At 45.1% G+C, this 25617-nt stretch carries 20 protein-coding genes; 11 read left to right on the top strand and 9 right to left on the bottom strand.

What is annotated here, in order from left to right; all coding sequences use genetic code 11:
• Window positions 1-92: 92 nt before the first annotated feature.
• Window positions 93-440: a PilZ domain-containing protein gene (locus DVY93_RS05975; RefSeq protein WP_193006143.1), complete on the top strand. Its 348-nt coding sequence runs from the start codon at window positions 93-95 to the stop codon at window positions 438-440.
• Between the two features lie 142 nt (window positions 441-582).
• Here DVY93_RS05975 and ppk2 read toward each other — a convergent pair whose 3' ends face one another.
• Window positions 583-1596, bottom strand: a complete 1014-nt coding sequence (gene ppk2, locus DVY93_RS05970; RefSeq protein WP_230709738.1) for a polyphosphate kinase 2 — start codon at window positions 1594-1596, stop codon at window positions 583-585.
• Between the two features lie 233 nt (window positions 1597-1829).
• The gene (locus DVY93_RS05965) at window positions 1830-3407 is read right to left on the bottom strand and encodes an acetyl-CoA C-acetyltransferase (protein WP_193006142.1); all 1578 of its coding nucleotides are present in this window, start codon (window positions 3405-3407) and stop codon (window positions 1830-1832) included.
• Between the two features lie 568 nt (window positions 3408-3975).
• Here DVY93_RS05965 and DVY93_RS05960 point away from each other — a divergent pair.
• The 4 genes from DVY93_RS05960 to DVY93_RS05945 all read left to right on the top strand — a co-directional run bounded on the left by DVY93_RS05960 (window position 3976) and on the right by DVY93_RS05945 (window position 8836).
• A complete protein-coding gene (locus tag DVY93_RS05960; RefSeq protein ID WP_230709736.1) occupies window positions 3976-5376 on the top strand; it encodes a 3-oxoacyl-ACP reductase in 1401 nt (466 codons plus the stop codon).
• A gap of 314 nt (window positions 5377-5690) precedes the next feature.
• Entirely contained in the window at window positions 5691-6608 is a 918-nt protein-coding gene (locus DVY93_RS05955) for a MaoC family dehydratase (RefSeq protein ID WP_230709734.1), read from the top strand.
• Window positions 6609-6660: 52 nt separating this feature from the next.
• The gene (locus tag DVY93_RS05950; protein ID WP_230709731.1) at window positions 6661-7230 is read left to right on the top strand and encodes a beta-lactamase hydrolase domain-containing protein; all 570 of its coding nucleotides are present in this window, start codon (window positions 6661-6663) and stop codon (window positions 7228-7230) included.
• Window positions 7231-7423: 193 nt separating this feature from the next.
• Window positions 7424-8836 carry a serine hydrolase domain-containing protein gene (locus DVY93_RS05945; RefSeq protein ID WP_230709730.1) on the top strand — a complete coding sequence of 471 codons (1413 nt, stop codon included), beginning with the start codon at window positions 7424-7426 and terminating at the stop codon, window positions 8834-8836.
• A gap of 57 nt (window positions 8837-8893) precedes the next feature.
• On the opposite strand, the gene DVY93_RS05940 is transcribed toward DVY93_RS05945, so the two are convergent.
• The 3 genes from DVY93_RS05940 to DVY93_RS05930 all read right to left on the bottom strand — a co-directional run bounded on the left by DVY93_RS05940 (window position 8894) and on the right by DVY93_RS05930 (window position 13312).
• Window positions 8894-10141: a cation:proton antiporter gene (locus tag DVY93_RS05940; RefSeq protein ID WP_193006137.1), complete on the bottom strand. Its 1248-nt coding sequence runs from the start codon at window positions 10139-10141 to the stop codon at window positions 8894-8896.
• A gap of 258 nt (window positions 10142-10399) precedes the next feature.
• The gene (gene ilvD / locus DVY93_RS05935; protein WP_193006136.1) at window positions 10400-12310 is read right to left on the bottom strand and encodes a dihydroxy-acid dehydratase; all 1911 of its coding nucleotides are present in this window, start codon (window positions 12308-12310) and stop codon (window positions 10400-10402) included.
• A 195-nt stretch (window positions 12311-12505) separates the two neighbouring features.
• Window positions 12506-13312: a hypothetical protein gene (locus DVY93_RS05930; RefSeq protein WP_193006135.1), complete on the bottom strand. Its 807-nt coding sequence runs from the start codon at window positions 13310-13312 to the stop codon at window positions 12506-12508.
• 215 nt (window positions 13313-13527) lie between these two features.
• Between DVY93_RS05930 and DVY93_RS05925 the strand changes: the two genes are divergently transcribed.
• The 3 genes from DVY93_RS05925 to dusB all read left to right on the top strand — a co-directional run bounded on the left by DVY93_RS05925 (window position 13528) and on the right by dusB (window position 17482).
• A complete protein-coding gene (locus tag DVY93_RS05925) occupies window positions 13528-13968 on the top strand; it encodes an HIT family protein (RefSeq protein WP_193006134.1) in 441 nt (146 codons plus the stop codon).
• 303 nt (window positions 13969-14271) lie between these two features.
• The gene (locus tag DVY93_RS05920) at window positions 14272-16317 is read left to right on the top strand and encodes a BCCT family transporter (protein WP_230709728.1); all 2046 of its coding nucleotides are present in this window, start codon (window positions 14272-14274) and stop codon (window positions 16315-16317) included.
• 133 nt (window positions 16318-16450) lie between these two features.
• Window positions 16451-17482, top strand: coding sequence for a tRNA dihydrouridine synthase DusB (gene dusB / locus DVY93_RS05915; RefSeq protein WP_230709726.1), 1032 nt, complete (start codon window positions 16451-16453; stop codon window positions 17480-17482).
• Between the two features lie 32 nt (window positions 17483-17514).
• Here dusB and DVY93_RS05910 read toward each other — a convergent pair whose 3' ends face one another.
• The gene (locus DVY93_RS05910; RefSeq protein ID WP_230709724.1) at window positions 17515-17901 is read right to left on the bottom strand and encodes a DUF1622 domain-containing protein; all 387 of its coding nucleotides are present in this window, start codon (window positions 17899-17901) and stop codon (window positions 17515-17517) included.
• 289 nt (window positions 17902-18190) lie between these two features.
• On the opposite strand from DVY93_RS05910, the gene DVY93_RS05905 reads away from it, so the two are divergent.
• A complete protein-coding gene (locus DVY93_RS05905; RefSeq protein WP_230709722.1) occupies window positions 18191-19078 on the top strand; it encodes an SDR family NAD(P)-dependent oxidoreductase in 888 nt (295 codons plus the stop codon).
• Between the two features lie 136 nt (window positions 19079-19214).
• On the opposite strand, the gene DVY93_RS05900 is transcribed toward DVY93_RS05905, so the two are convergent.
• The 3 genes from DVY93_RS05900 to lipB form a co-directional block, all read right to left on the bottom strand.
• Complete coding sequence (locus tag DVY93_RS05900; protein WP_193006086.1) at window positions 19215-19679, bottom strand: hypothetical protein; 465 nt, start codon at window positions 19677-19679, stop codon at window positions 19215-19217.
• A gap of 162 nt (window positions 19680-19841) precedes the next feature.
• A complete protein-coding gene (locus DVY93_RS05895; protein WP_193006087.1) occupies window positions 19842-20372 on the bottom strand; it encodes an inorganic diphosphatase in 531 nt (176 codons plus the stop codon).
• A 179-nt stretch (window positions 20373-20551) separates the two neighbouring features.
• Window positions 20552-21385, bottom strand: a complete 834-nt coding sequence (lipB, locus tag DVY93_RS05890) for a lipoyl(octanoyl) transferase LipB (protein WP_230709720.1) — start codon at window positions 21383-21385, stop codon at window positions 20552-20554.
• Window positions 21386-21866: 481 nt separating this feature from the next.
• Between lipB and DVY93_RS05885 the strand changes: the two genes are divergently transcribed.
• Together DVY93_RS05885 and DVY93_RS05880 are read left to right on the top strand one after the other, a co-directional pair.
• Window positions 21867-23246 carry a coniferyl aldehyde dehydrogenase gene (locus DVY93_RS05885; protein WP_230709804.1) on the top strand — a complete coding sequence of 460 codons (1380 nt, stop codon included), beginning with the start codon at window positions 21867-21869 and terminating at the stop codon, window positions 23244-23246.
• A gap of 412 nt (window positions 23247-23658) precedes the next feature.
• Entirely contained in the window at window positions 23659-25590 is a 1932-nt protein-coding gene (locus DVY93_RS05880) for a glycine betaine ABC transporter substrate-binding protein (RefSeq protein WP_230709718.1), read from the top strand.
• Window positions 25591-25617 lie beyond the last annotated feature (27 nt).

Raw genomic sequence — 25617 nt, 5'->3', positions numbered from 1 at the left:
ATTCATGATAGCTTGTTTGATGCGTCATAAAGGTGTTGGTCTATATACCATTAGTAACACATATCATATCCAATTAATGAAGGAAGCTGACTATGGCAATGCCAGGACGTGGCGGGATTTTAACCTGTCATATTGAAAATATCGACACGTTATACGCCAGCTATCTCTCCTTTGTAAACAATGGCGCCTTATTTGTGCCCTCGAACCAAGCTCAGCAATTAGGCAATGAAGTGTTTATCGCTGTTACTTTACCCAACTCTAGCGAACGTTTACCCATGAATGGCAAGGTGGTTTGGATAAACTCTAAAACACAAGGCGGACGTCCAGCCGGTTTTGCGGTGCAGATTGGGACTGATGTGGCGGGTCAAAGAATTAAAAACGAAGTTGAAAGATTATTGGCGGGTAAAGTAGAGGGTGTGCAGTCCACTTATACCATGTAAAGTTTGTCTTATCTGTACCTATCTACAATGAAAACGACTGTATCAGGGCTAGGCTTTGTACAAATCATCGAAAAAAACCGCGTTATAAGCATATAAGGCGGTTTTTTTGTCGGCGAAATAAGCGTTGATAGAATGAGTACGGTTAATAACGGGGTGGTACATACATGTCGTCTGGTATAGGTTCGCGATAGTACTCGTCATCACGTTTGCGCTCAGGTAACTCCACCTCTTCCCGAGGCACTTCTTTGTAAGGGATTTGTTCTAGTAGGTGCGCAATACAGTTTAGCCTTGCGCGTTTTTTATTATTTCCTTCGACAACCCACCATGGGGCTTCAGGAATATGAGTCCGCTCAAACATGGTCTCTTTTGCCTTGGTGTAGTCCTCCCACCGTCGCCGAGATTGTAAATCCATCGCTGACAGCTTCCATTGTTTAAGGGGATCATGGATACGGCTCATAAAGCGCGAGTGCTGCTCATCATCGGTAATTGAAAACCAATACTTTACTAAGCGGATGCCTGAACGTACCAACATACGTTCAAATTCAGGAACCGACTGAAAAAACTCTTCATATTGCTCATCAGTACAAAAGCCCATGACGCGCTCGACACCCACACGGTTGTACCAACTACGATCAAACAGCACAATTTCTCCTGCTGCGGGCAAGTGTGCTACATAACGCTGAAAATACCATTGTGATTGTTCGCGCTCAGTCGGTGCAGGTAGGGCAGCCACTCTACAAACGCGTGGGTTTAAGCGCTGAGTGATACGTTTGATCGCCCCACCTTTACCTGCAGAGTCCCGACCTTCAAATATCACGACGATACGCTCGCCACGATCAACCACCCAATCCTGTAATTTGATAAGCTCTCGCTGTAGTCGCACCAACTCTTGGAAATACGTACGGCGATCCAACCTTTCTTGTTCGCTCATCTCGCGTCCGTCAAAACGAAAATCACGGATGTAATCATCTATTTCGTTTTCAAGCTCTTCATCATAAGTGTCAATGAGGTCTTCATGCATCTTACGACGTAGCTCATCGTTAAAGACTTCTTTGTCCATACGTTCAATAAAGCTGTCTTGTTCAGGTGTACTAAGCTCCTTACGCTCTTGCCGCGTTAGGGATTTTGGGTCAATGGCCGATGGGATACTACCCATAAAAAACTCCTAATAAGTGTTGTTATGATTTTTATTGGTTATCCCCTTACTTTAGCATATCTCCTAGTGCGGCTATGAGTTGGCTACGTTTTATTATTGTGTTATTAAAGAGAGTGTAACTAAATTGTTTTGCGAGGGTGGAAGGAGCACACAAAAACACCCTTTAATCTATGGATTAAAGGGTGCCGTAAAATACCAAAGCTACTTGTTTGTTGACTCCAGCAAATAAAGATCTATTTCTCTAATATGCAAGTCACCCCTTGACCACCAGCGGCACAGATAGAAATTAGGGCACGGCCAGAGCCTTTTTGGTCCAGTAACTTAGCAGCAGTGGCTAAAATACGACCACCAGTCGCGGCGAATGGATGGCCTGCTGCTAATGAGGAACCATTTACATTGAGTTTGCTGCGATCAATAGAACCAAGCGGTGCATCAAGCCCTAAACGCTCTTCACAGAATGTCTCGTCTTCCCAAGCAGCGAGTGTCGATAACACTTGTGAAGCAAAGGCTTCATGGATTTCATAAAAATCAAAATCTTGTAGCGTCAAACCAGCACGTTCAAGCATGCGCGGTACGGCATAGGCTGGTGCCATTAGTAGCCCTTCTGTCGTTCCAGACTTACCAATGAAGTCAACGGCAGCAGTTTCTTGATGAACGATATAAGCCAGTGGCTTAAGACCATGTTCTTTTGCCCACTCATCAGTACCTAATAGGACACAAGAAGCGCCATCGGTTAGGGGGGTAGAGTTGGCAGCTGTCATCGTTGGATTGGCGTTCTTTTTGCCGAACACAGGTTTTAACTTACCTAGCTTTTCCAACGTAGTATCTGGGCGTAAGTTATTGTCACGTGTCAGACCTTTGTATGGAGTGATTAAGTCATCAAAGAAACCTTCATCGTAGGCACGCGCAAGGTTTTGATGGCTGTTGAAAGCAAGCTCATCTTGGGCTTCGCGGCTGATATTCCACTCAAGTGTGGTGATTGCTTGGTGTTCACCCATCGACAGTCCAGTACGGGGTTCACCGTTTTGCGGCGAATCTATCAAGTCTTTTGGGTTGAGGCCCATCAGTGCTTTTAAACGTTGTTTGTTGTTTTTTGCAGCACCTAATTTAATTAGTACTTTACGTAGACCATCGCCGATCGCGATAGGCGCATCAGAGGTGGTATCGACACCGCCGGTAATGGCTGAATCGATAAGTCCTAACGCAATTTTATTGGCAGAGGCAAACGTCGCTTGCAAACCAGTACCACACGCTTGCGAGATGTCATAAGTTGGCGTATGGGGATTAAGTGCTGTGTTTAGAGTGGCTTCACGAGTTAAATTGATATCACGGCTTAGCTTCATGACTGCACCAGCCACCACTTCACCCAATACTTCGTCTTGCAGGTTGTAGCGTTCAATCAGACCATCTAAAGCGGCAGTCAGCATGTCTGTATTGCTGACATCAGCGTATGAGCCGTTTGAACGGGCAAATGGGATACGGTTCCCACCTAAGATAGCCACCCGGTTTTGACCTGAGGCTGGCTTGGTTTTGCTGGCTTTTTTAGCCGTATCCGCTGATTTTTTGTTAACTGTCTTTTCAGCTTTATCATCCTTTGCTTCTTTTTTGGTACTGTCTGACTGGTTATCCGTAGGTTTTACGTCAGCCGCTTTTGAGTTTGCAACCGTGTCAAAAACATTTGGCTCATTGGCGTCGGTAGTAGCTGAATCCGCTACTGACTCAGTCACTGAGTCTTTGTTATCTTCGTCATGAGCTTTTACAACCGTGCTTTCGACAACAGGGCTATCAGAGTGATTATTTTTATTACTCATAGTATTATCCTTAAAAAATATGGGTAGAAGAAAAATGGGCGTTCAAATCAATAAAATAAAAAGTATGGGTTAAATCAGTGAAAACAAACAATGAGCAAATACTATCATTTATGCCGCCTTATAGATGTTTAAGATAAAGCGTTTTTTATACCCTTAATGTATGTCTTTGGCAAATTGTGTGTCACTTTTATAAGAGCAGTCACCACTTTGGGCGCACAAACGCCATTTACATATACCAGTGAGTATCAAGTACTGGCATTGCATATTGGTGTTTTTAATAATATATTGTTATCGATAATTGCATTCCCCATAACTTATAGGTCTAATTTTAGCACAATCTGGTATTTTTTGACGCTAGAAAAGATTGCCAGCTTGTATACTAGCTTGTTTACAGATTGTTGTAGACATCGGCAGTTTTTGGACTTGTTTATGATGAAAGTGTATAGTTAAGATAAGTTTTAGACCCATTTATGAAATATCGATGATGATGTTGATGCGCCTATACATATAATAGGAGCATTGCATTTTCTGTTTACTATTATTTAACCATTAGCTATAGGATTATATTATGTCAGACCGTTATGGTGATTTTGTTCAGTCTTCTATTGGCAAAAAGGTTGCCAAGAATCTAGGCTTACCTTTACCTGTGTCTCTTGATCGTTTTGAGAGTGGTGAGCGTTTGGTACGCGGGAGTGTGCTGGTTGGACGCGCTGATGGTGAGAATAAAAGTGTTAGCGAGTCAGTAGCGCGTATTTTGGCAGACGTCCATGCAGAAGTTTTCGTGAATAGTCGTGATGATATCAAAGACGCACTTGCAGATGCAGGCGTAGAAGCAAAAGCCAACACGGGTGGCGATGATAAATTCAAAGTTTTATTGTTTGATGCCAGTAATATTAGTAACGCCGATCAGCTCAAAGAAGTATATGAGTTCTTTCACAGCGTTGCTCGTCGCGTCGAAAAATCTGGTCGCGTGATCGTCATTGGCCGTCCGCCAGAACGCATTACTGATATCGATACTGCTTTGGCGCAGCGTTCGCTTGAAGGTTTTGTAAAATCAGTGGGTAAAGAGTTTAAGCGTGGTGTTACCGCTCAGCTTATCTATGTTGAAGAAGGGGCTGAGCAAAACCTAGATTCGACTTTGCGCTTCTTTACGTCAGCACGTTCAGCCTATGTCTCAGGACAGGTAGTACGTGTTAGCAAAGGCGAGTCAGTCGATGTGGATTGGACTCAACCACTAGGCGGAAAAACCATGCTGGTGACTGGTGCCAGTCGCGGTATCGGTGAAGCCATCGCCCGTGTATTGGCCCGCGAAGGCGCTCATGTTATCTGCCTTGACGTACCGCAGCAACAAGCGGATCTGCAAAAAGTTGCTAGCGAAATCAGCGGCTCTATCTTAACCGTTGATATTACTAGTGATGACGCTGGCGCACAAATTGCAGACGCAGCGCAAAAGCGCGGTGGTTTGGACTCAGTCATTCACAATGCTGGCGTGACTCGTGATAAGACGTTGGCAAAAATGGACGAGAAAAAATGGGACATGGTTATCGATATCAACTTAAGCAGCATTGCTAAGTTAAACCGTTACTTGTTAGACAACGATATCCTAAAAGAAAACGCGCGTATCGTCTGTGTCTCATCAATCTCAGGTATTGCTGGTAACTTGGGTCAAACCAATTATGCGACTTCTAAAGCGGGTGTTATTGGTTTGGTTAATGCCACAGCAAAACAATTAGAAGACAACGCAAAAGGCATGACGATCAATGCCGTTGCCCCAGGATTCATCGAAACCCAAATGACCGAAGCCATTCCCTTTGCCATTCGTGAAGCAGGTCGTCGCATGAACTCAATGAGCCAAGGTGGTTTACCAGTAGATGTGGCTGAGACCATCGCATGGTTGGCATCGCCTGCGTCTGGCGGTTTGAATGGCAACACAGTACGCGTTTGTGGTCAAAGCTTGCTTGGTGCCTAGCCCTCACCGAACAGTAAGCGTAGACAGGGTTTAGGTATCTGGTAAATGTATGATATGTCATATTATTTCCAAATTACCTCACATATGCTTACGAAAAAATTGCTGATAAATTGTAATAAAGCTGCCCAAGGGTGGCTTTTTTATGATAAAAACACAAGGACTACAAGCTAAATGGCGCTTTGCCGTTGTAGCATTTTATGCGATTATTAGAATATAAGCTTATAACTCATTTAATGACAGGCTTTTATCAACGTATTCATAGCATCTTTAGGTGCCTCAAGAAAATTTGCTCAAGCCCCACTTAGGATTTATTTATGTCAGACAAACATTATGATGCGTTGCCAAAAGCGCATACTACCTACGCCAATATCGTAAAAAGTTTACTGCCTATCGGCAATAGTGGCAAAATTAGTAGAGAACAATTGCCGCAAGCGACTTATTATGTGGATGATCTGCACATCGATCAGGAAAATTTAAACGATTATCGTAAAATCTGCGGTTTTACGGATAACGGTAAAGTGCCTATTACCTATTTTTCGGTACTGTCCCAAACCCTGCAAATGAACATGATGGTCAAAGAGCCATTCCCGTTTGCCATGTTAGGTTTGGTGCATGTTGATAATAGTGTCACTCAGTATCGTCCTATCGGTGAGCGTGAAACGGTGGCCCTGTCAGTCACTTTTGATAATTTACGTGACCATGCCCAAGGACAACAGTTTGACTTTGTGACTACCGTCAAATCAGAGAATGAGGTGATTTGGGAGGGGACCTCAACTTATCTGTCACGCAGCAAAAAGCCTAGCAGTAGCAAAGACAAGAAAAGTGCCCCACGCCCCGTCACGGTTAAACCGCTGGTCAACGAGGAAGGGGTGCATAGTATCTTTGAGGTGCCAGAAGATATTGGCCGTCGTTATGCGTTTGTTTCAGGGGACTTTAATCTTATCCATTTACATCCACTATCAGCGCGTGCGTTTGGCTTTCCTAAGGCGATTGCTCACGGTATGTGGTCAAAGGCTAAGTGTCTTGCCATGATGGATGAGCTGCCTGACGCCTGTAAAGTCGACGTCTCATTTAAGCTGCCAATCTTTTTGCCCGCTGAAGTCGAGCTGATCGCTGATCCGGTCGCACAGCTTGAAGACACAGAAGACACTTGTGTGTTTGGCTTGTATAGCTCAAAAAATGACAAGCCACATCTGGCAGGGGTTGTGACGCTACAGAGCGATAGTAAATAGCAGACGACAGTTTTTATCTTAACCGCCATATTTAACGAACAAATTTATCATTATGACTTCACAAAAAAAAGTAACCAGCAAATATCAATCTGATAGCGCTGCGGTGGCTGATATAGCCGCTGCCAACGACAGCGCTAGCAACGAAGCCACCACTGACAGTAGCCCTGCTGATAATGGTGTGGATCTCGCTACTGTTTTTGACGCTTATTTTCGTCCTGATGCAAACACCATAGTCTGCGGAGCGCTTGATGATGAAAAGGTGGCCAGCTTAGCGCAAGCTGGCGTTGAGCTGGTGATTAACTTGCAGCCTGATGATGAATTGAGCTTTGATGAGGCAGCCGCAGTTGAGCATGCAGGTATGCACTATGAGCATCTGCCGATCAATGGCGCTGCCGACTTAAAACAGCTTAAAATACTGGCGTTTGATAATATATTGCGCCAGTATCATGGCAAAAAAATAGCCATGCATTGTGGGTCAGGCAATAGAGTGGGTGCAGCAATTGCGCTGCGTGCAGGTTGGCTGCGTGGCCGTAAGATGGATACTGCTATGGAACGTGGGCGTAGTCATGGTTTGACGAAGCTTGAGCAAGAGGTCCATAATCGTTTGTTGGTGCCGCGCTAAGATAAGAATATGATAAAGTGTGATTAAGCAGCACTGAGTACCAAAGAGGCGACCAATAGGTGGCCTTTTTTGTGAGCACGCAATCTATGGGTATGGATCATACAAGTGTTTAACATTCAATGCTAAGGGGCGGTACGTATGACACTTATTTATTTGATAAATGGGTTGTTTGATAAAAATGATGCAGCCTGCCATGACTGATAACAATAAAGAAAACCATCAGGAAACTAATAAACAGATGACTATCAACTTACAACACCGTTTACAGCAATTATTCACAGACTTACAGCTTGATGATGCGCCGGCAGGTGGCGCGGTGGTTGTCTATCAGGCAAATAAGTGTATTGCTCAGGTGAGTGTGGGCATGGCGCGCCCAGACGTGGCATGGCAACCTGACACCTTGGCGATTAATTTTTCTACCGGCAAAGGCGTGTTAGCCACACTGGTTCATGTGTTGGTATCAAAGAAAATGCTCGACTATGATGCTACTATCGCTAGCTATTGGCCAGCCTTTGCGGCGCGTGGCAAAGAGAAAGTCACCTTGCGTCGCGTTATGTCGCATCAGGCCAATTTATTTTCAATTCAGAGTATCGATGCGGACAGTGATGCGTTACTTGATTGGCATTTGATGCTCAGTAAAGTTGCTGCGATGCCGATAGCAGCTCCTGACAACGCGACATTATATGACAGTGCTTATAGTGCGTTGGTCTATGGTTGGGTGTTAGGCGGCGTGATAGAAGCGGTCACTGAGTTGTCGTTAGCTGAGGCATTGAAGCACTATCTGACTGAGCCTTTGGGCATTGCAGACAGTTGTTATTTTGGCGTACCCAATAAAAAAGTGGCGCAAGTAGCCACACTGGTCAAAGACTTTGGGGTGTCAGATGAGGACGGATCGCAGCTGCGTAACAAGCGCCATAAACCTACCTTGAAAGTCGATTCGCAACGTACCTTACATACTTATGCAAATTTACCCAGTGCGGTTTGTTGGCAGCAGCGCAGTGTCGATGCTAAAAAAGTAGAAGGCTCATCTAATAATACGCAAAATACCCCGCCTGTATTAGACACGGCTGGTATTAATCGTTTGTACTTCAACACCAGCCAGCTTAACCTAAAAAATTATAAGGCGGCGCTCATACCTGCTGGTAAACAGCCTATTGATTATCACAGTCGTGAGACACTACAGGCCATTATTCCCGCGGCCAACGGTGTCGCTTCCGCTCAGGCGTTGGCCGTCATCTATGCGATGTTAGCCAATGGCGGTACGTGGCAGGGGCGAGTGCTTATTGATAAAGCAACTTTTGAGCAGCTATCCACACCGCAAGTTGCAGGTTTAGATGCAGTCATGCCAGCGCCCATGCAGTGGCGCTTGGGCTATCATCGGTTATTTAGTCTGTGTCAAAAAACCGATAACGAGGTAGGAGATACGCGCAAGCAAGGGTTTGGACACATGGGTTATAACGGCTCGGTGGCTTGGTGTGACCCTGCGCGGCAACTGTCGTTTGCCTTTATCCATAACTTTGATGCCACCATGCTAAATGATGTCCGTCAGTTTGCCCTAACAGAAGCCGTACTTGATTTGGTAGATGAGGCGCTGGCAAAAAGCTAAAAAAATGGTTTGATACATCATTCAAGCAAGCGAATGTACAGCAAGCCTATTATTGGGTTAATCATTTTTGTTTGGCGTCATTTTAAGCAGCCTTGGGGCGCTAAGACCATGAATAAAAATTGAGGCCAAAATGACAATGGAGCAGACCACCCATAATTTGAGCGCGTCTTCCTCACCAAAAAAACCTTGATTGAGTGCGTAAGACAAATAGTATAGGGTACCAATCCCGCGAATACCTAAGGCTGAGATCGCATATTTTTCGGTATGCGGGAGTCTCAACCCTGTTAGCGCAATAAAACCGCCAAGAGGGCGTATCAATAACAAAAACGTAAAGCTGACGATATAGACTCGCCAGGTTAGCTCAACCCCAGATTGTAAGCCTTGTCCAAGGAACATGCCGAACGTGACCAGAACCAATGACATCAATAAGCCTTCTGATTGTTCAGCGAAATCATGCAGTTTTTGATGGTAAGAATGTTGACGTTCTGAGCGGCGAAAGACAAACGCTGCTACAAATACCGCGATAAAGCCATAACTATGGACAAATTCCGCTAGGCCGTAAGCCACCAATGTCAGGGCAATGACTACATAACCTTGGGAGATGGTTGTCTCTTTGCTGTATTTTGAAAATACCAGCTTGGCCATGATTTTTCCGACAAAAATCCCCACCAGTAAGCCTGCACCAATTTTCCATACTACATCATGGGTAAACCACGACCAAAGCAACTCGCTAGTAAAGTGATCGCCTTCACTAAAGGCTTCTGCTGTCTTTATCGCCAAGTAAACAAATGGAAAAGCCAACCCATCGTTCAATCCTGCTTCTGAGGTTAAAATAAAGCGCGGTGTGTCCTCGCCGCCTGTATTGGGAGGCCCGACTTGAATGCTGGATGCCAATACGGGATCAGTGGGTGCTAGGACAGCACCTAACAAGATGGCGGCGCCTAGACTTAGGCCAAACGCGTAATAACCCAATATTGCCATCGCAAAAATACCAATCGGCATGGTAATCAGCAAAAGGCGAGCGGTAGGCCGCCATAACTGCCAAGATAGTTCGGTATCAATCTTGATACCTGCACCCACTAATGAGACCAACACCACAATTTCAGTCAGTTTTTCAATCACCACACCGTTTTCAATGGGATTTAAAAAATCGAGTGTTATCCAAAAGTAGCCCACTATCGCCCCCAACGTGACTTGGAGCATGGGCAAGGAGACAGGGGTGCGCTTAAAGAGGATAGGAAATAGCGCCCCGAGCAAAAAAGCGATACCGCAGATCAATAAGAATAAATTGTAGTTTTCAATCATAGTTTTTATGCACGCTGCTATTTTGGTAAAAGGCTATTCTGTGAGACGGAATATGAATGGATTCAATAACTATCTGTATGAAGGATAAAAAGAGCAGCTATCAACAAACCCTATCATGACGCCAGAAAAATTTTATTACCGCAAAAAATCGTTATCAAAACGACAGCTGTGTTGTTTTTTGGTGAAAAAAAGCCTGCATAGTGCAGGCTTAATAGGATGTTATAGAAGTATTTTAAGAAATTACTTGGAAGCTAAGGCTTAACGTTCAACTTGACTGACGTCACGTACCGCGCCAGTATCGGCACTGGTGGTCATAGCAGCGTAGGCACGTAGGGCAGGCGTGACATGACGCTCACGACTGACAGGCTTCCATGCATCACGACCGCGCGCGTCCATTGCTTCTCGACGAGCGGCCAGATCGGCATCGCTTACTAGCATATTGATGGTACGATTTGGGATGTCGATGTGAATGGTATCTCCTTCTTCAACCAAGCCAATCGCACCGCCTTCAGCCGCTTCAGGGCTGGCGTGACCAATGGATAACCCTGACGTACCGCCAGAGAAGCGCCCATCTGTGAGTAGGGCGCACTCTTTCCCCAAACCTTTTGATTTAAGGTAAGTCGTGGGATAAAGCATCTCTTGCATGCCAGGACCACCTTTCGGCCCTTCAAAGCGAATGATGACCACATCACCGGCCACGATCTTGTCGTCTAACACAGCAGCGACTGCGTCATCTTGTGATTCAAAGATGCGCGCACGACCAGTGAAGGTTAAGATACTTTCATCGACGCCTGCGGTTTTGACCACGCAGCCGCGCTCGGCGATATTCCCGTAAAGCACTGCCAAACCGCCATCTTCTGAATAGGCATGTTTAGCACTACGGATACAACCTGACTCACGATTGACATCGAGATTAGACCACTCTTTTGACTGCGAGAATGCTTGAGTCGTACGAACACCACCAGGCGCTGCAATATACAACGCTCGTGCTTCGGTATTGTCCGGATTCATGATATCCCATTTGTCGATGGCTTCTTTCATCGTGGCACTATGAATGGTTGGCAAGTCGGTAGTGAGTAGATCTGCCCGATCAAGCTCAGCGAGTAAAGCCATCACACCGCCTGCACGATGCACGTCTTCCATATGGTACTTCTGCGAGGCGGGAGCAACTTTAGACAGGCAAGGCACACCGCGACTCAAACGGTCGATATCAGCCATTTTAAAATCAACTTCTGCTTCATTGGCCGCCGCCAGCAAATGCAAGATAGTATTGGTTGAGCCGCCCATGGCGATGTCTAAGCTCATGGCGTTTTCAAAAGCCGCTTTGGTAGCAATAGAACGTGGTAGCACAGAGTCGTCATTTTGCTCATAGCGACGTTTGGCCAATGAAACGATGGTCCGTCCTGCTTCTAAAAACAGCTCACGGCGCATGGCATGAGTCGCCAATAGTGAGCCATTGCCTGGCAATGATAAACCCAGTGCTTCGGTCAAACAGTTCATTGAGTTGGCGGTAAACATACCAGAGCATGAGCCACAGGTTGGGCAGGCTGAGCTTTCAATAGCCAACACATCTTCATCACTGATGCTGTCATCAGCGGCATCCATCATCGCATCCACAAGATCAAGCTTACGAATGGCATTGCCTTTACTGTCAGTGGTGTGGACGTCGCTGCCGCCATCGTTGTTATGACTGTGGCCCACGGTACTGGCAATCACTTTACCTGCTTCCATCGGACCGCCCGAGACAAACACCACTGGAATATTTAGGCGCATTGCCGCCATTAGCATACCTGGGGTGATCTTGTCACAGTTGGAGATACACACTAGGGCATCGGCGCAGTGAGCATTGACCATATACTCCACTGAATCCGCAATTAAGTCGCGGCTTGGTAGTGAATACAACATGCCGCTGTGGCCCATGGCAATACCGTCATCGACTGCAATAGTATTAAACTCTTTTGCCACACCGCCAACCTTTTCAATCTCACGTGCAACCATCTGTCCAAGATCTTTGAGATGCACGTGACCCGGTACAAACTGGGTAAATGAGTTGGCAATAGCAATAATTGGTTTGCCAAAGTCGCCATCAGTCATGCCCGTTGCACGCCATAGAGCGCGGGCACCTGCCATATTACGACCGCCGGTAGAGGTTTTTGAGCGATAATCCATGTGATATTCCTTACAAATAGGCGAGGGTGGTGAAAATGTTCGTCCTCAGCTGTGGTACTGATAGTGTGCTTTTTATATAGGGCGAGGACTAGTGAATAATACTAGGTCTTTACCATACCATTAGATATGAGTAACTAAAAATAATTGGTGGATCGTCACGGCTTTTAACACAGTAAAAGACATGTAGGTAAGATGCTAATCAAGGCGCTCTAATATCGCCTTATCAAACCATGGCAAGTCGACTTTGTCCGCTTCTAGCTTTGTTATGACGGCCAACGCATGGGTGGCCAACAGCAATTGATACTCGCCATTAGCGTCTATCGTCAATAACGACTCAGGTGATGGTGTTTGAGCGCTGCTATCTTGTTCGTCAATACTGATTAGTGTTTGTTTGTCGTTTTTATAGAGGACATCGACACGGCCAAAAAACTGCCAGTCTTTAAAAGCAGCGGCGATCGCATCAGCGGCCTCCTTAACATAAACCTGCTGTGTCTCTTTGCCTGTGTTCGTCCAATGTAGCCGTACCGCTAACTGCAATGCTTCACTAAACACCACTAACGAACCAATCACTTTTACATGCCATGGGCTACTTATCAGCCCTTCCTCAATACCGATCAGCTGTGCCGCATCGTTTGGTGTCATGGGAGTGTTAAAGGAAGCCAGCAATGCAGGGGTCAGCGGATGGGTTTGTTTCACGGCATCACTCAAGCTGTCATAATGATATAAAAAAGGTAGAGGCAAATCCTGCGTTACGGTTTTTTTGATGATTTTACAGTTGTGTATCTGCCAACTGATGGTTTTGTCTGTCAACGCTTCAGCTAAAATGATAGCGTTTGGGTCAATGGTTTGAGTATGCTCTTCGCTGGTAGCGTTAGGGTGTTCTGAGCCAATACCATTACTAGGCGGAGAGGTATTGGACACTGACGTTGGTGCCGTATCATTAAGCGTTGAGTAAGTGTCGTTGTTATCTGACGCGCGGGTCGAAAAAGTAGGCAAATCCATAGACATAGCGTTATTAAAATAGACTATTAATATAACATTTAAAGCGCCTGACTCGCCAATAAATTAGTGAGCGATAGCGGTGAGCCTAGACTTGTTAATTTATCGTACCAATGCTTGCCCGGCTTGTACTTAAACCCCATTTCGTCCAGTATATTATAGAGGATAGTTTCAATATACATGTATTATTCATTTCATAACCATTCAAAGGAACAAAAATGAGCCAAAACGAGCAACAAACCACTTATGATGACAACAATATTTTTGCCAAAATGCTAAATGGTGATATTCCTTATCATAAAGTCTATGAAGACGATAAAACCCTTGCTTTTATGGATATCATGCCGCAAGCAGAAGGTCATGTGCTGGTAATACCTAAACAAAAAGCCGTTGATTTAGCAGACCTTGAGCCTGACTATGCAGCGGCTGTTTTGATGACTTCTAAAAAGGTCATGCAGGCGCAGCGTCAAGTGTTTGAGCGTGAAGGTGTCATTCAAATGCAGTTAAATGGCGCGCAAGCTGGGCAAACTGTTTTTCACTATCATGTGCACCTGATACCCTCAAGTATCCATGAGCTAGGTCGCCATGCGGTGACCCAAGTAGAAAGCGCTAAACTTGCAGACATGGCAAAGCAACTTGCTGCTGCTATTACTGCTTAGTCCCTTTAACGGGGGCTATAGGCGTCGTTTTTGATTTCTTCTTAACGCTTAATTTTTAATGTGAGAAAGGGCAGCCTATGGGCTGTCTTTTTTATTTTTTGGTAACAGTCATGTAATGTTAGTTAAAGTAGTGTTACAAATACAAGGCTTATCTAGGGTTTTGGGAAAGTTTGTGATAAATATTATGACTACTTACCTAAACTTGCCCACATTTTTGCCTTTTTAAACAAATTTAATAAACAATAATTTTGTTTAAAAAGGCACAGTTATTTTTATTATCACTTTTTGAGGGAATCATTTTTTATGACTAAATTACCTCGCTCTACTATTTTGCTGCCAGTGTTTGTCCCAGCGGCCATTATTATGCTGCTGTTGGTGATTGGTACGGCCATCAATCCAGATGCTGCAGGCGCATTATTTAGCGACGTGCTCAATTTTACCACTGAAACATTTGGGTGGTTTTACATGTTGGCAGTGGCGCTCTTTTTATTGTTTATTATTGTATTAGCATTTTCACCTTATGGTGGAATTAAGCTGGGTCCTGATCATGCTGAGGCGGAGTATAAGTTTCTTGAGTGGTTTGCCATGCTATTTTCGGCCGGTTACGGGATTGCTTTATTGTTCTTTGGCGTGGCAGAGCCGGTCATGCATTTTGCGAGTCCACCCATCTCGGCACCAGAGACTATTGCGGCAGCAAAAGAGGCGATGCAAATTGCTTATTTTCATTGGGGTTTTCATATTTGGGCGATTTATGCGGTGGTAGGGTTGTCGTTGGCCTATTTCTCTTTTCGCCATGGTCTTCCTCTCTCCATGCGCTCGACGCTCTATCCGCTTATCGGTGATAAAATCCATGGCCCTATCGGTCATGCCGTTGATGTGTTTGCCATTGTAGGGACAATGTTTGGTATCGCAACCAGCCTAGGTCTCTCAGTATCGCAAATTAATGCAGGTTTAAACTATCTACTGCCAGATATGATCCCAGTCAGTACGGGGATTCAAGTGATTGCCATTGCGGTGATTACCGCTGCAGCATTGATATCAGTATTAGCGGGTATGGACAAAGGCGTAAAACGGTTATCTATTTTAAACATGGTGTTAGCGACAGCACTGATGTTATTTGTGTTTATCGTTGGCCCCACAGTCTTCATCCTCAATGCCTTTATGGAAAATACGGGCAGTTATTTAGGTAATATCGTTGAGCGTACCTTTAGTTTACAAGCCTATGAGCACAATGACTGGATTGGTAACTGGACGTTGTTTATCTTTGCGTGGACCATTGCTTGGGCCCCATTTGTCGGTTTGTTTATCGCTAAGATCAGTCGTGGGCGTACCATCCGTGAGTTTGTACTTGGTGTGATGTTGGTGCCAACCTTCTTTACTTTCTTTTGGTTTGCGGTGTTTGGTGACACTGCACTGAACATGATTATGGTCGATGGCTATAACTCACTCATTGGTGAAGTTCAAAACAACCAAGCAATCGCATTGTTTAAGTTACTAGAGAATTTGCCTTTTACCCAGATCGTATCTTCATTAACGGTTTTATTGATCATCACTTTTTTTGTGACGTCATCGGATTCAGGGTCATTGGTCATTGATGCGTTAGCAGCCGGTGGTCGTAGTGACACGCCTTGGTGGCAGCGAACATTTTGGGTGGTCACTGAAGGGGCAGTAGCTTCAGCGTTATTGCTGGCTGGTGGCTTAGAAGCCTTGCAAACAGCGGCTATCGTTAGTGCTTTACCGTTTGCCATTATTATGTTGATTGCGATGTTTGGTATGTGGCGTGCGTTACGTATCGAAGGCCATCGCAACCAAAGCTTGGGCAATAACAACAAACTGCCGCCGCACCTGCTCAAATCATCAGCGTGGCGTGATCGGATTGACTATATAACCGATCAACCTACACGTGACAAGGTCTTAAGCTATATTAAACAGGTAGTCATGCCCTCAATGATAGAGGTGTCAGAGAAATTCGCTGAGACTGGTTGGCAGCCTTCGGTGAACTATGATGAGCTTAATAACCGTGCGATATTAGAGCTACAACGCGGCGATGATGTGGATTTCTGGTACGAAGTGCGCTTGTCTGAGCACGATGCGCCTGATTATTATACCGAAGATAAGGCAAGTGATTTGCCCCAAGAGCATCACCATCGTGCAGAGGTTTATCTGCGCCGTGGTGGACAAACTTATGATTTATACGGTTATCAGCCAGAGTCGGTCATTAATGACATTATTGATCAGTTCGAAAAATATCTACACTTCTTAAACGTCTCACCTGATAGTTTACCGTGGCGTATGCAAGAACATGATGAAGACATCACGTTGGAGCAGGGTAGTGTGTTTGATAAATGATGCATTCCATGATTAAAAATTAGTGCTTGTCGATGCAAGTTATTCGCGCGAATAGCTTGCAATATGTGTACGAACCCTTAGAATAACGGCTTGTTTTCATTGACTTACTTTCATTAACTGCAAGCCGTTTTCTATGCCTACCGATTCTTCAGTCTTATCTTCCTCTTTGTCAGTATCTGACCATCCATTATTGCAGCCGTTAAATATCGGCGGTCTGGCGATAGAAAATCGTCTTATGGTTGCGCCTATGGCAGGTGTGACAGACAATCCCTTTCGCCGATTGTGTAAGTCGTTTGGTGCAGGCCACGCGGTCAGCGAAATGATTATTGCCGATACGGCACTATATGCCCGCAAAAAGTCTCTCTATCGTGCCAATTTTGATAACGAGATCGCGCCTATTTCTGCGCAGATCGCAGGAGCAGAGCCAGACAAGCTGGCTGAAGCTGCCCGTTATCAGGTTGATAATGGCGCGCAGATTATCGATATCAATATGGGCTGTCCTGCCAAAAAAGTCTGTCGTAAGCTGGCAGGATCTGCGTTACTACAAGATGAAGATTTGGTCGCACGCTTGCTAGATGCCGCTGTCAATGCCGTGGATGTGCCCGTGACGTTAAAGACACGGTTGGGGTTCGAAAATGGCCGAGAAAATATTTTGCGTGTGGCGCGCCGCGCTGAACAAGCAGGCATTGCTGCGATTGCCATTCATGGGCGCACACGTGAGGATATGTATACTGGCGAGGCGCGCTACGAGTTGATACGTGAGGTCAAAGAAAGCATCAGTATTCCAGTGATCGCCAATGGTGATATTGATAGTGCGCAAAAAGCGCAGCGCGTCTACGAGTTGACAGGATGTGATGCGGTGATGATTGGACGTGCGGCGCAAGGACAGCCATGGATATTTCGTGATATCGAGCACTTCTTACGGACTGGTGAGAGCCACGCTGCTCCTAGTGTGGGTGAGATAAAAGACATTGTGCTGGCGCATCTACAAGAGCTGTATGATTTTTATGGAGAGTACTCTGGCTGCCGGATCGCTCGTAAGCACATCGCTTGGTACACGACAGGCATTCCGAACTCTAATGCTTTTCGTCAAGCGATGTATGGTGAAGAGAGCACCGCTGGACAGTTTCGGGTGGTTGAGGACTTCTTACACGCGCATGAATAAAAATTACTCAGTGTTCCCTCATTCAGAACACGCTAATTTTTTTCGACTGAATTGGGAGATGATTTTTTAGTGGCAGATTGCTTGCTTTGCCACGGGAAGCGGCCTTCTAGCTCGACTTGTAGAGACAAGCTTAAAAAAGTGCGAATGAGGACGATAAAACCCAAGACAAGGATGCTGCGTAGTGTTGGTTCTGTCACGACAGTGGCCATGATATCAGCAGCAATCAATACCTCTAACCCTAGTAAGATAGACTTGCCAACCGTTTGTCTTATTTCGACGTAGGTGTCATGACTGAAACCTGATGATGAACGTATGCCCCGATAAAAAGCAAAAAACAGTCCAACAAACATAATAAGCACGCCAATGACTTCGACTATTTTAGCAATTAAGTCAATATAGTGGGCCAGTGTTGGTATCAAAACGTATTCTCCTCATCAATACATCAATACATCAATACATCAATACATCAATACATCAATACATCAATACATCAATACATCAATACATCAATACATCAATACATCAATAATAAGCAAAAAGCGATATTCCACTAGAAACGCTATTGTAAATCTATGAGCGTCTAAACATGAGCGTCTAAAATCGTCAAATTAACTGGCTGAGACGACTGTTTTATCCCCTTCATCGCATGCTTTTTTGCTATGCTATAACCGAACCTTCATAGGCATAGAACAAAAAAAAGGACTTTTTATGGCGAATCCCTCGAAAAAGACAATAACGGAAACCGTTAAAGATAAACATATTATCATCACGGGTGCCTCAAGTGGTATCGGTGAGCGTACCGCCTTTTTGCTCAGTGAATGCGGTGCTCATGTTATTTTATTGGCACGTACCGAAGACAAATTAAAAACCGTCAAAGAAAATATTGAAGCGCTTGGTGGTCGGGCCAGTTACTATCCATGTGATCTCACTGATATGGATGATATTGAAGAAACCAGTCAAAAAATTCTTGAGGATTTTGGGCACATCGATGTATTGGTCAATAACGCTGGGCGCTCAATTCGCCGCTCAGTGCATGAGTCGGTCAATCGGTTTCATGATTTTGAGCGCACCATGGAGGTTAACTACTTTGGTGCGGTCAAAATTATTCTTGGTTTTCTCCCAACGATGATTGGACGCCAAACCGGTCAAATCGTCAATATCTCCTCAATTGGCGTATTGGCAAACAGTCCACGTTTTGCGGCCTATGTCGCATCAAAATCCGCGCTAGACGCTTTTAGTCGTTGTTTGGCGGCTGAGGTCAAAGGGGATAATATTAAAGTGACCAATATCTTTATGCCATTGGTACGTACGCCGATGATTGCACCAACCAAGCTGTATCGTTACATGCCAGCCTTGATGCCAGATGAAGCGGCAATGATGGTCGCAAAAGCCATCGTCCATAAGCCAAACAGTATCGCCAGTAATATGGGTAAATTTGCATCGGCAACTTACTCATTGGTGCCAGCGTTTAACGTGGGTATACAGTCCATTGGCTATCGTATTTTTCCAAGTTCGACAGCAGCCCAAACGACGGATAGTAAACCAAACTTTGCGCAGCGCGCCTTTGCCAGAATTCTACCAGGTGAGCACCACTAGCATACAGTGAGCCAATATTTTTGCTGAGAGGGTAATAAAAAACAGATATGTCGGTATTTCTTTGTTATTACCTCTCTCACTACTTTATAAACTAGAGATGCTTTTTAAGCGCTATCCAAACCTCTCGTTGAATCCCTTAGCCAAATACCTGCCACAATATCCAGAACAGCCCTGCCATCACCACGGCAATAACGAGCAGTCGTTTTAACCAATAAGGTAGAAAGGGTTTTTTATAGCCCAAGTGATTGAGCTGGCTATCAACACCATCCTGTAAGCCTTTGAAACCTTGGCTCCCCTCAGTCGTCTTGACACGGTTTTTTATGAGTGGGCCGGAGGCGTCAGATTCTTGCTCTCTATCAAAACTGATAGCTTGATTAGGAATACCTTGTTTACTGGCGATAGTATTGAGTTTTTGTTGTTGTTTTACCTTTAATACCGTCTCATAAGCATCGATCCTATTCTTGGCTTCATCCATACTGATGTTTTGGTCTGTGGCCAATGTTTTGATGGCCATCACTAAGTTGTTTTTTTCGATCATCATGATGACCTCTTTTGGCAACTTGGTGTTGACCGCCTTTGTGCTAGGGTCGGGATTAAACATGTCTGTCCTTAATACGGCGTATTTGCAAAAATGGGTAATAGGGCTCATTATAACCATTTTAAACCCGTCGTATTCAAGCAAAAAAATACCGCAATCACGATGATGACTGCGGTATTTGAGATGTACTTACCTTTATGAGCTCAAGTACCAACCTTCGGTGGATTATAAATCTTTCCAACGTTGGATAGATTCTTTGATCACTTCTTTGGCCTCGCTCACGTCACCCCAAGACTCAACCACAGTTGTGCCCGCTTTTTTCAGGTCTTTGTAGTGGCTGAAGTGGAACTCTAACTGGTTGATAAGCTGCTTTGGTAAATCATCTAGGCTGTTGTAAGCGTTGCCTGTATCGCGGTCGTCAGCAGGTACCACAACGATTTTGTCATCGACTTCGCCATCATCGACGAATTTCATCACACCAATGACCTTGGCTTTTAGGAAGATACCAGTGGGTAGAGGCTGTTCAGTTAAAATCAACGCGTCAAGCTCATCACCATCTTCGTCAAGCGTTTGCGGGATAAAACCGTAGTTACAAGGTTTAGCAAAAATCTGTGGATCAATACGATCAAGCTCAAATACGGCCAGTTCGCGATTCCATTCGATTTTATGGCTGCTGCCAGTTGGGATTTCGACTACCACGTTGATAACGCCGCCGTCTACGTCGCCTGCATCTAAAATTTTGTTAAAATCTGCCATAAAATACTCCAATTTTCTTTTGTTTTAGGTGTTTGAATAAGGGGTTAAGCTTGGGATGCTGCAAGGCTGTTGCTGCGTCCGATTTATGCTGAATGCGATTATAACAAGTTTGGGTTGAATTTTCTCATAATGCTTAAGTCTAAGCGTGCAAGATATTATGCAAAAAAAGACTCAAGACATTATTTTGGCGTTATCGCTCGCAACTCAATCAGTCCAGCATGACGTTTGGCGATATTATCGATGAGCTTTTGGGTGATTGTCTCATAGCTTAATGACTCGCTTATTGGCTGCATTGTTTGTGCCGCGGGCTCTTTTTGCATGGTCACAAAATCTGATAGCCGTAACATTTGCATACCAGCATAACCGCAAGGGTTGATGGCATTAAACGCTGCCAAGTCGCAATTTAAATTAATCGCGATGCCATGATAGCTAAAACCATGCTTGATCTTAAAACCTAGAGAAGCCATTTTGCCCAGCATAATCGTGCTATCAAAGGATAGGTTGTTAGCGCCCGTGTTAGCCTTATTGTTTACTGCTGAAGCATCAGCATATAAGTAAACACCTGGTGCATCACGGCGTGCATGCGCGCTGATATTAGCCGTGTTGGGTAAAGACGAGCTATGCAAGCAGTCATTGATGACATCTTCAATGGCTTGCTCAGCATGGGAGACCAAATTGCGGACACTCCACTTAAGACTGTCTAAATCAAACAACCAGTAAACCACCAGCTGTCCGTGACCGTGCCATGTCACCTGACCACCGCGATCGGTCTTGATAATAGGCGTATTGGTACGTTGTAATATGTGCTCTTCTTTGCCGGCTTGTCCAAGCGTATAGACATCATTATGATCGACGATCCATAGCTCATCAGGGGTGCGCAGACCTTGTTGTTTTTTTAAATCAATACGCGCTAGGGTGCGCGACAGCATCGCATCGAGAGTAGGAACATAATCGGCGGCTGACAGAGATTTGCTGATTAGCGTGTCATTAAGCGGTTGCGTGGCATTTTGCATGAGAGTTGTGTCTTATTCTTGTCAGGTTTAAAGGTCTTTATTACTGGTAAGCAGTGTAGCAGTTTTAAAGACAGTTACACAAAACTATCTCTTGTCATTGTAAAAATCTCTCAATAAGAATAACGAAAAAAGTTAGAAATAGCACAAACTGGGCTGCATCTCATCACCTTGAATAGACCCTTCACTCATACAAACGCGGCAGTCAACTTAATGTGCTGTTCATTGAACAGGCGATGCGCTACATTAAAGTATAATGAACGGAATCTGATGAATTTTATGGTCAGGACAGGCTATTAAAGTGAGTGTTGGACTAAACATTCAACGTCTTTAATCCAGCGTCGCCTGTTCACACCAACGCATACAACAAGGAAGAAAAATGACAGATAATACCCAAGCCATCAATGAGCAAGCCTCAAGCGCCACTGATCTTGCGTCGCAACGTCTGCCTGACGCGCTTAGTACAGTAACAACAATCGATGAGATGAAAGCGCAGTTTTCCCACCTACAAACATTGAGCCGTACGCAGCCAATAAATGACTGGGGCACTCGTGAGACACAGCTGGACAACCTAGAGATCATGCTTAGCGATAACCAAGCCAGTTTTGCGAAAGCGATTAGCGAGGACTTCGGTTACCGTAGCGAATCAGAGACCCAATTTGCCGAGCTGTTTCCTAGCTTCACTGGAATCAGCCATGCCAAAAAACACGGCAAAAAGTGGATGAAAGCACAGCGTGTTTCTATTTCACCATTGTATATGCCAGCTCATAATGAAGTTCAGCCACAGCCGCTCGGTGTGGTCGGTATCATGGTGCCTTGGAATTACCCGCTGTTTTTGGCAATCGGACCGATGATCGATGCGCTTACGGCGGGTAATCGGATCATGATCAAAATGAGTGAGGCAGCACCGCAATTTGCTCAGACGTTTGCCGATACGATTGCTCGTTATTTCTCACCAGATATGATCTGTGTGGTGCTGGGCGAGGTTGAGATTGCTGCAGCCTTTAGCGAGCTGCCCTTTGACCATCTGCTTTACACAGGCTCCACTGCCGTGGGCAAAAAAGTTATGGCCGCCGCTGCTCCTAATTTAACGCCTGTGACACTTGAGCTTGGTGGTAAGTCACCAGTAATTGTACTAGATGATGCCAACTTAGAGTCTGTGGTCAATCGGGTGATGATGGGCAAAACATTAAACGCGGGTCAGACCTGTATCGCACCGGACTATGTATTGATTCAGCGGCACTATCATGAGCAATTTATTCAGCTGGCAAAAGAGTGGATGGCAAAGCACTATCCTAATATCGAAAATAACCCAGATTATTCACGCATTATCAACGCTGAGCAATTCAAGCGCGTAAAAGGCTATCTTAACGCGCTGTCAGCGGATCAAATACATGCGTTGACCACTGCTGAGTCTCATATTGAAACGCGCCTGATGCCACCAGTCATAGTGAGTGAGCCTGCGCCTGATAGTGAGGTGATGCAAGAGGAGATTTTTGCCCCCATTTTACCACTCGTGCATTATGAGGTGCTTGATGACGCGATTCACTTCGTCAACTCACGTCCACGGCCATTGGCGCTATACGTTTTTGGCGATAACCACAGTGGGTTAGAAAAAATACGTCACAATACGGTCTCTGGTGGCCTGTGTATTAATGAGGTGATTATGCATGTTGCGCAGCATGATTTGCCGTTTGGTGGCGTCGGAGATTCTGGTACAGGTGCTTACCACGGTAAAGCTGGATTTGAGCGTCTAAGCCACATGAAACCTGTCTTTGTACAAGCCAAGCTAAATGGCATGAATCTGTTGCTGCCGCCTTATGGCGGGCTGTTTAAAAAAGCCATGGCCCTGTTTTTGAAATAATCGTTTTAAAGTAAAACTTTTAAAATGCATGATTTAAAATAACCGTCTTAAAGTGGTTGGCTCAAATTAGTGGACTGATCAGTGATAGTACCTAGATAGCACCTACGCAAGTGGGTGCTATTTTTTTTACTCAAGAAATCGATATTAACGGATGATAAGCGCTCACGGTGACTGTCTGTGCGTAGGGTAGTGTAAAAGCCATCTAGATAATTGATAAATAAGTGTTTGTGATCACCCTTATAAATCGCTACACTTTATAAAAAGGCTAAACAACCGTAGAATACTGTTTGAGTAATATACAAGGTTTACTCTGTAGGTATGTGAACTCATACAGAGTAGGAGGCGTATGACTAACAGTCTGTTTTTTGAACAACGTTTTTAATGTTGATACAGATAATAAATAGGACAGAGCATGCGCCAATGGATTGCGTTAAGTTTACTGTGTATGAGTGCGTTTTTACTGCCCATATCGGCATCCGCCGCTTGCGCGTCACCCATCAAGTTTGGGGCGCTAACGTGGGAGAGCGGTCAATTCATCTCTGGTGTGCTCAAGCATATCGCAGAGGACGGTTATGGCTGTACGATAGAGGAGGTGCCAGGAGCAGGGCCCGCGCTTGAGACAGCCTTGTCACAAAATGACATTCAGGTTATTGGTGAGCAGTGGGTTGGGCGCTCGCCAATCATGGAGCAGGCCATTGAAGACGACAAAGTAGCAGTCATTGGGGATACGCTCAAGGGCGGAGCGACTCAAGGTTGGTATGTCCCTAAATACGTCCTAGAAGAGAACCCTGGGCTACGCAGTTATCAAGATCTACCTAAATACGCGGATCTTTTTAAAGATCCAGAAGACCCTAGCAAGTCACGCTTCATGAACTGTCCCTCTGGTTGGACGTGCGAGATTTTTAATACTCGGTTGTTAAAAAACACAGGTCTGGACAGAGTATTTAACAACGTTCATCCTGGGACTGGTGCTGCGCTTGATGCCGAGATTGCTTCCGCTTTTGAGCAACACAAACCCCTATTGTTTTATTATTGGCAACCCACAGGATTGATGGCAAAGTATGATTTTGCCCCACTCAAGTTTCCCGATCATGATGACGCCTGTTGGCAAGACTTGTTACGAGCCGATGGCACCGCCAGCTGTGTCTCTGGGTTTCCTGTATCGCCTTTAGGTATCGCGGTATCTACGCCATTTATCGATAACAACCCTGAGTTGGTAGAGGCCTTCAAAAAAGTACAATTTACCTCGGATGAGCTCAATGGTGCTATCTTAGAGATGAGTGAAAATAAACGCAGCGGGGAGGAGCAAGCCTTAGTATTTTTGCGTGAACATCCAAACGTTTGGCAAGCGTGGCTGACTGATGAAGCGGCGACCAACCTTGCTGATAAATTGGGTATTGGCTTAACTGGTGCCAACATCACTGCTGATACCGTAGCCTCTAGCGTTAATCAAACAGCGCTAACTTCTAAATTCCCGTCATGGTCACTTGAGACCCCGCTGAATAAAACCCTAGCAAGCACCGTGCAAAATTATGGTGAGGTGTTTCGTACTATCAGTACGTTCGCACTCACGTACTTATTGCTACCGATTGAGCGCCTATTAACGGTCATTCCTCCCTGGTTGATTATTGCGCTGGTCACGGTATTGGCGTGGTTTGGCGTACGCAAGATTTGGTTTGCGCTGGCATGCGGCGCAGGGCTGTTTTTAATTGGTGCATTTGGGCTTTGGGGTGCATTGGTTGATACCTTAGCGCTGCTCATCGTCTCAGTATTGGTCACGGTGGTTATTGGTATACCGATTGGTATTGCTATGTCAGGTAGTAAGCTGCTTCGTCAGATTGTGACGCCTATATTGGATGTGATGCAGACCATGCCTAGCTTTGTGTATCTGATACCAGTGCTGATGCTATTTGGTATTGGTAAAGTGCCTGCGTTGTTTGCCACCATTATATATGCTTTGCCGCCCCTCATTCGTCTGACAACGTTAGGTATCACGCAAGTGAATCACGAAATGGTGGAGGCAGGACGCTCATTTGGCAGCACACATTTGCAGTTGCTCATTTGGATCAAATTGCCACAAGCGCTACCCAGTATCATGGCGGGTGTCAATCAAGCGGTGATGATGTCGCTCTCTATGGTGGTACTGGCCTCTATGATTGGCGCGCCCGGTCTGGGTGAAGATGTATTGCAGTCTATACAAACCCTCAATATTGGGCAGGGACTACAAGCAGGTACGGCTATTGTCATTGTAGCGATTATTATTGACCGTATTACTCAAGCGTTTGGGCAAGGCAAACGCGCACGGCAAAAAACCATCGATGCTGGTAGACATACGATTGGATAGCAATTTGTCTAATCATTTGCTTCATCA

The sequence above is a fragment of the Psychrobacter sp. CCUG 69069 genome, from assembly GCF_021023115.1.
Taxonomy (GTDB): Bacteria; Pseudomonadota; Gammaproteobacteria; order Pseudomonadales; family Moraxellaceae; genus Psychrobacter; species Psychrobacter namhaensis.
The sequence above is the reverse complement of the archived record's forward strand: the minus strand, read 5'-3'. Positions and strand labels throughout refer to the sequence as shown.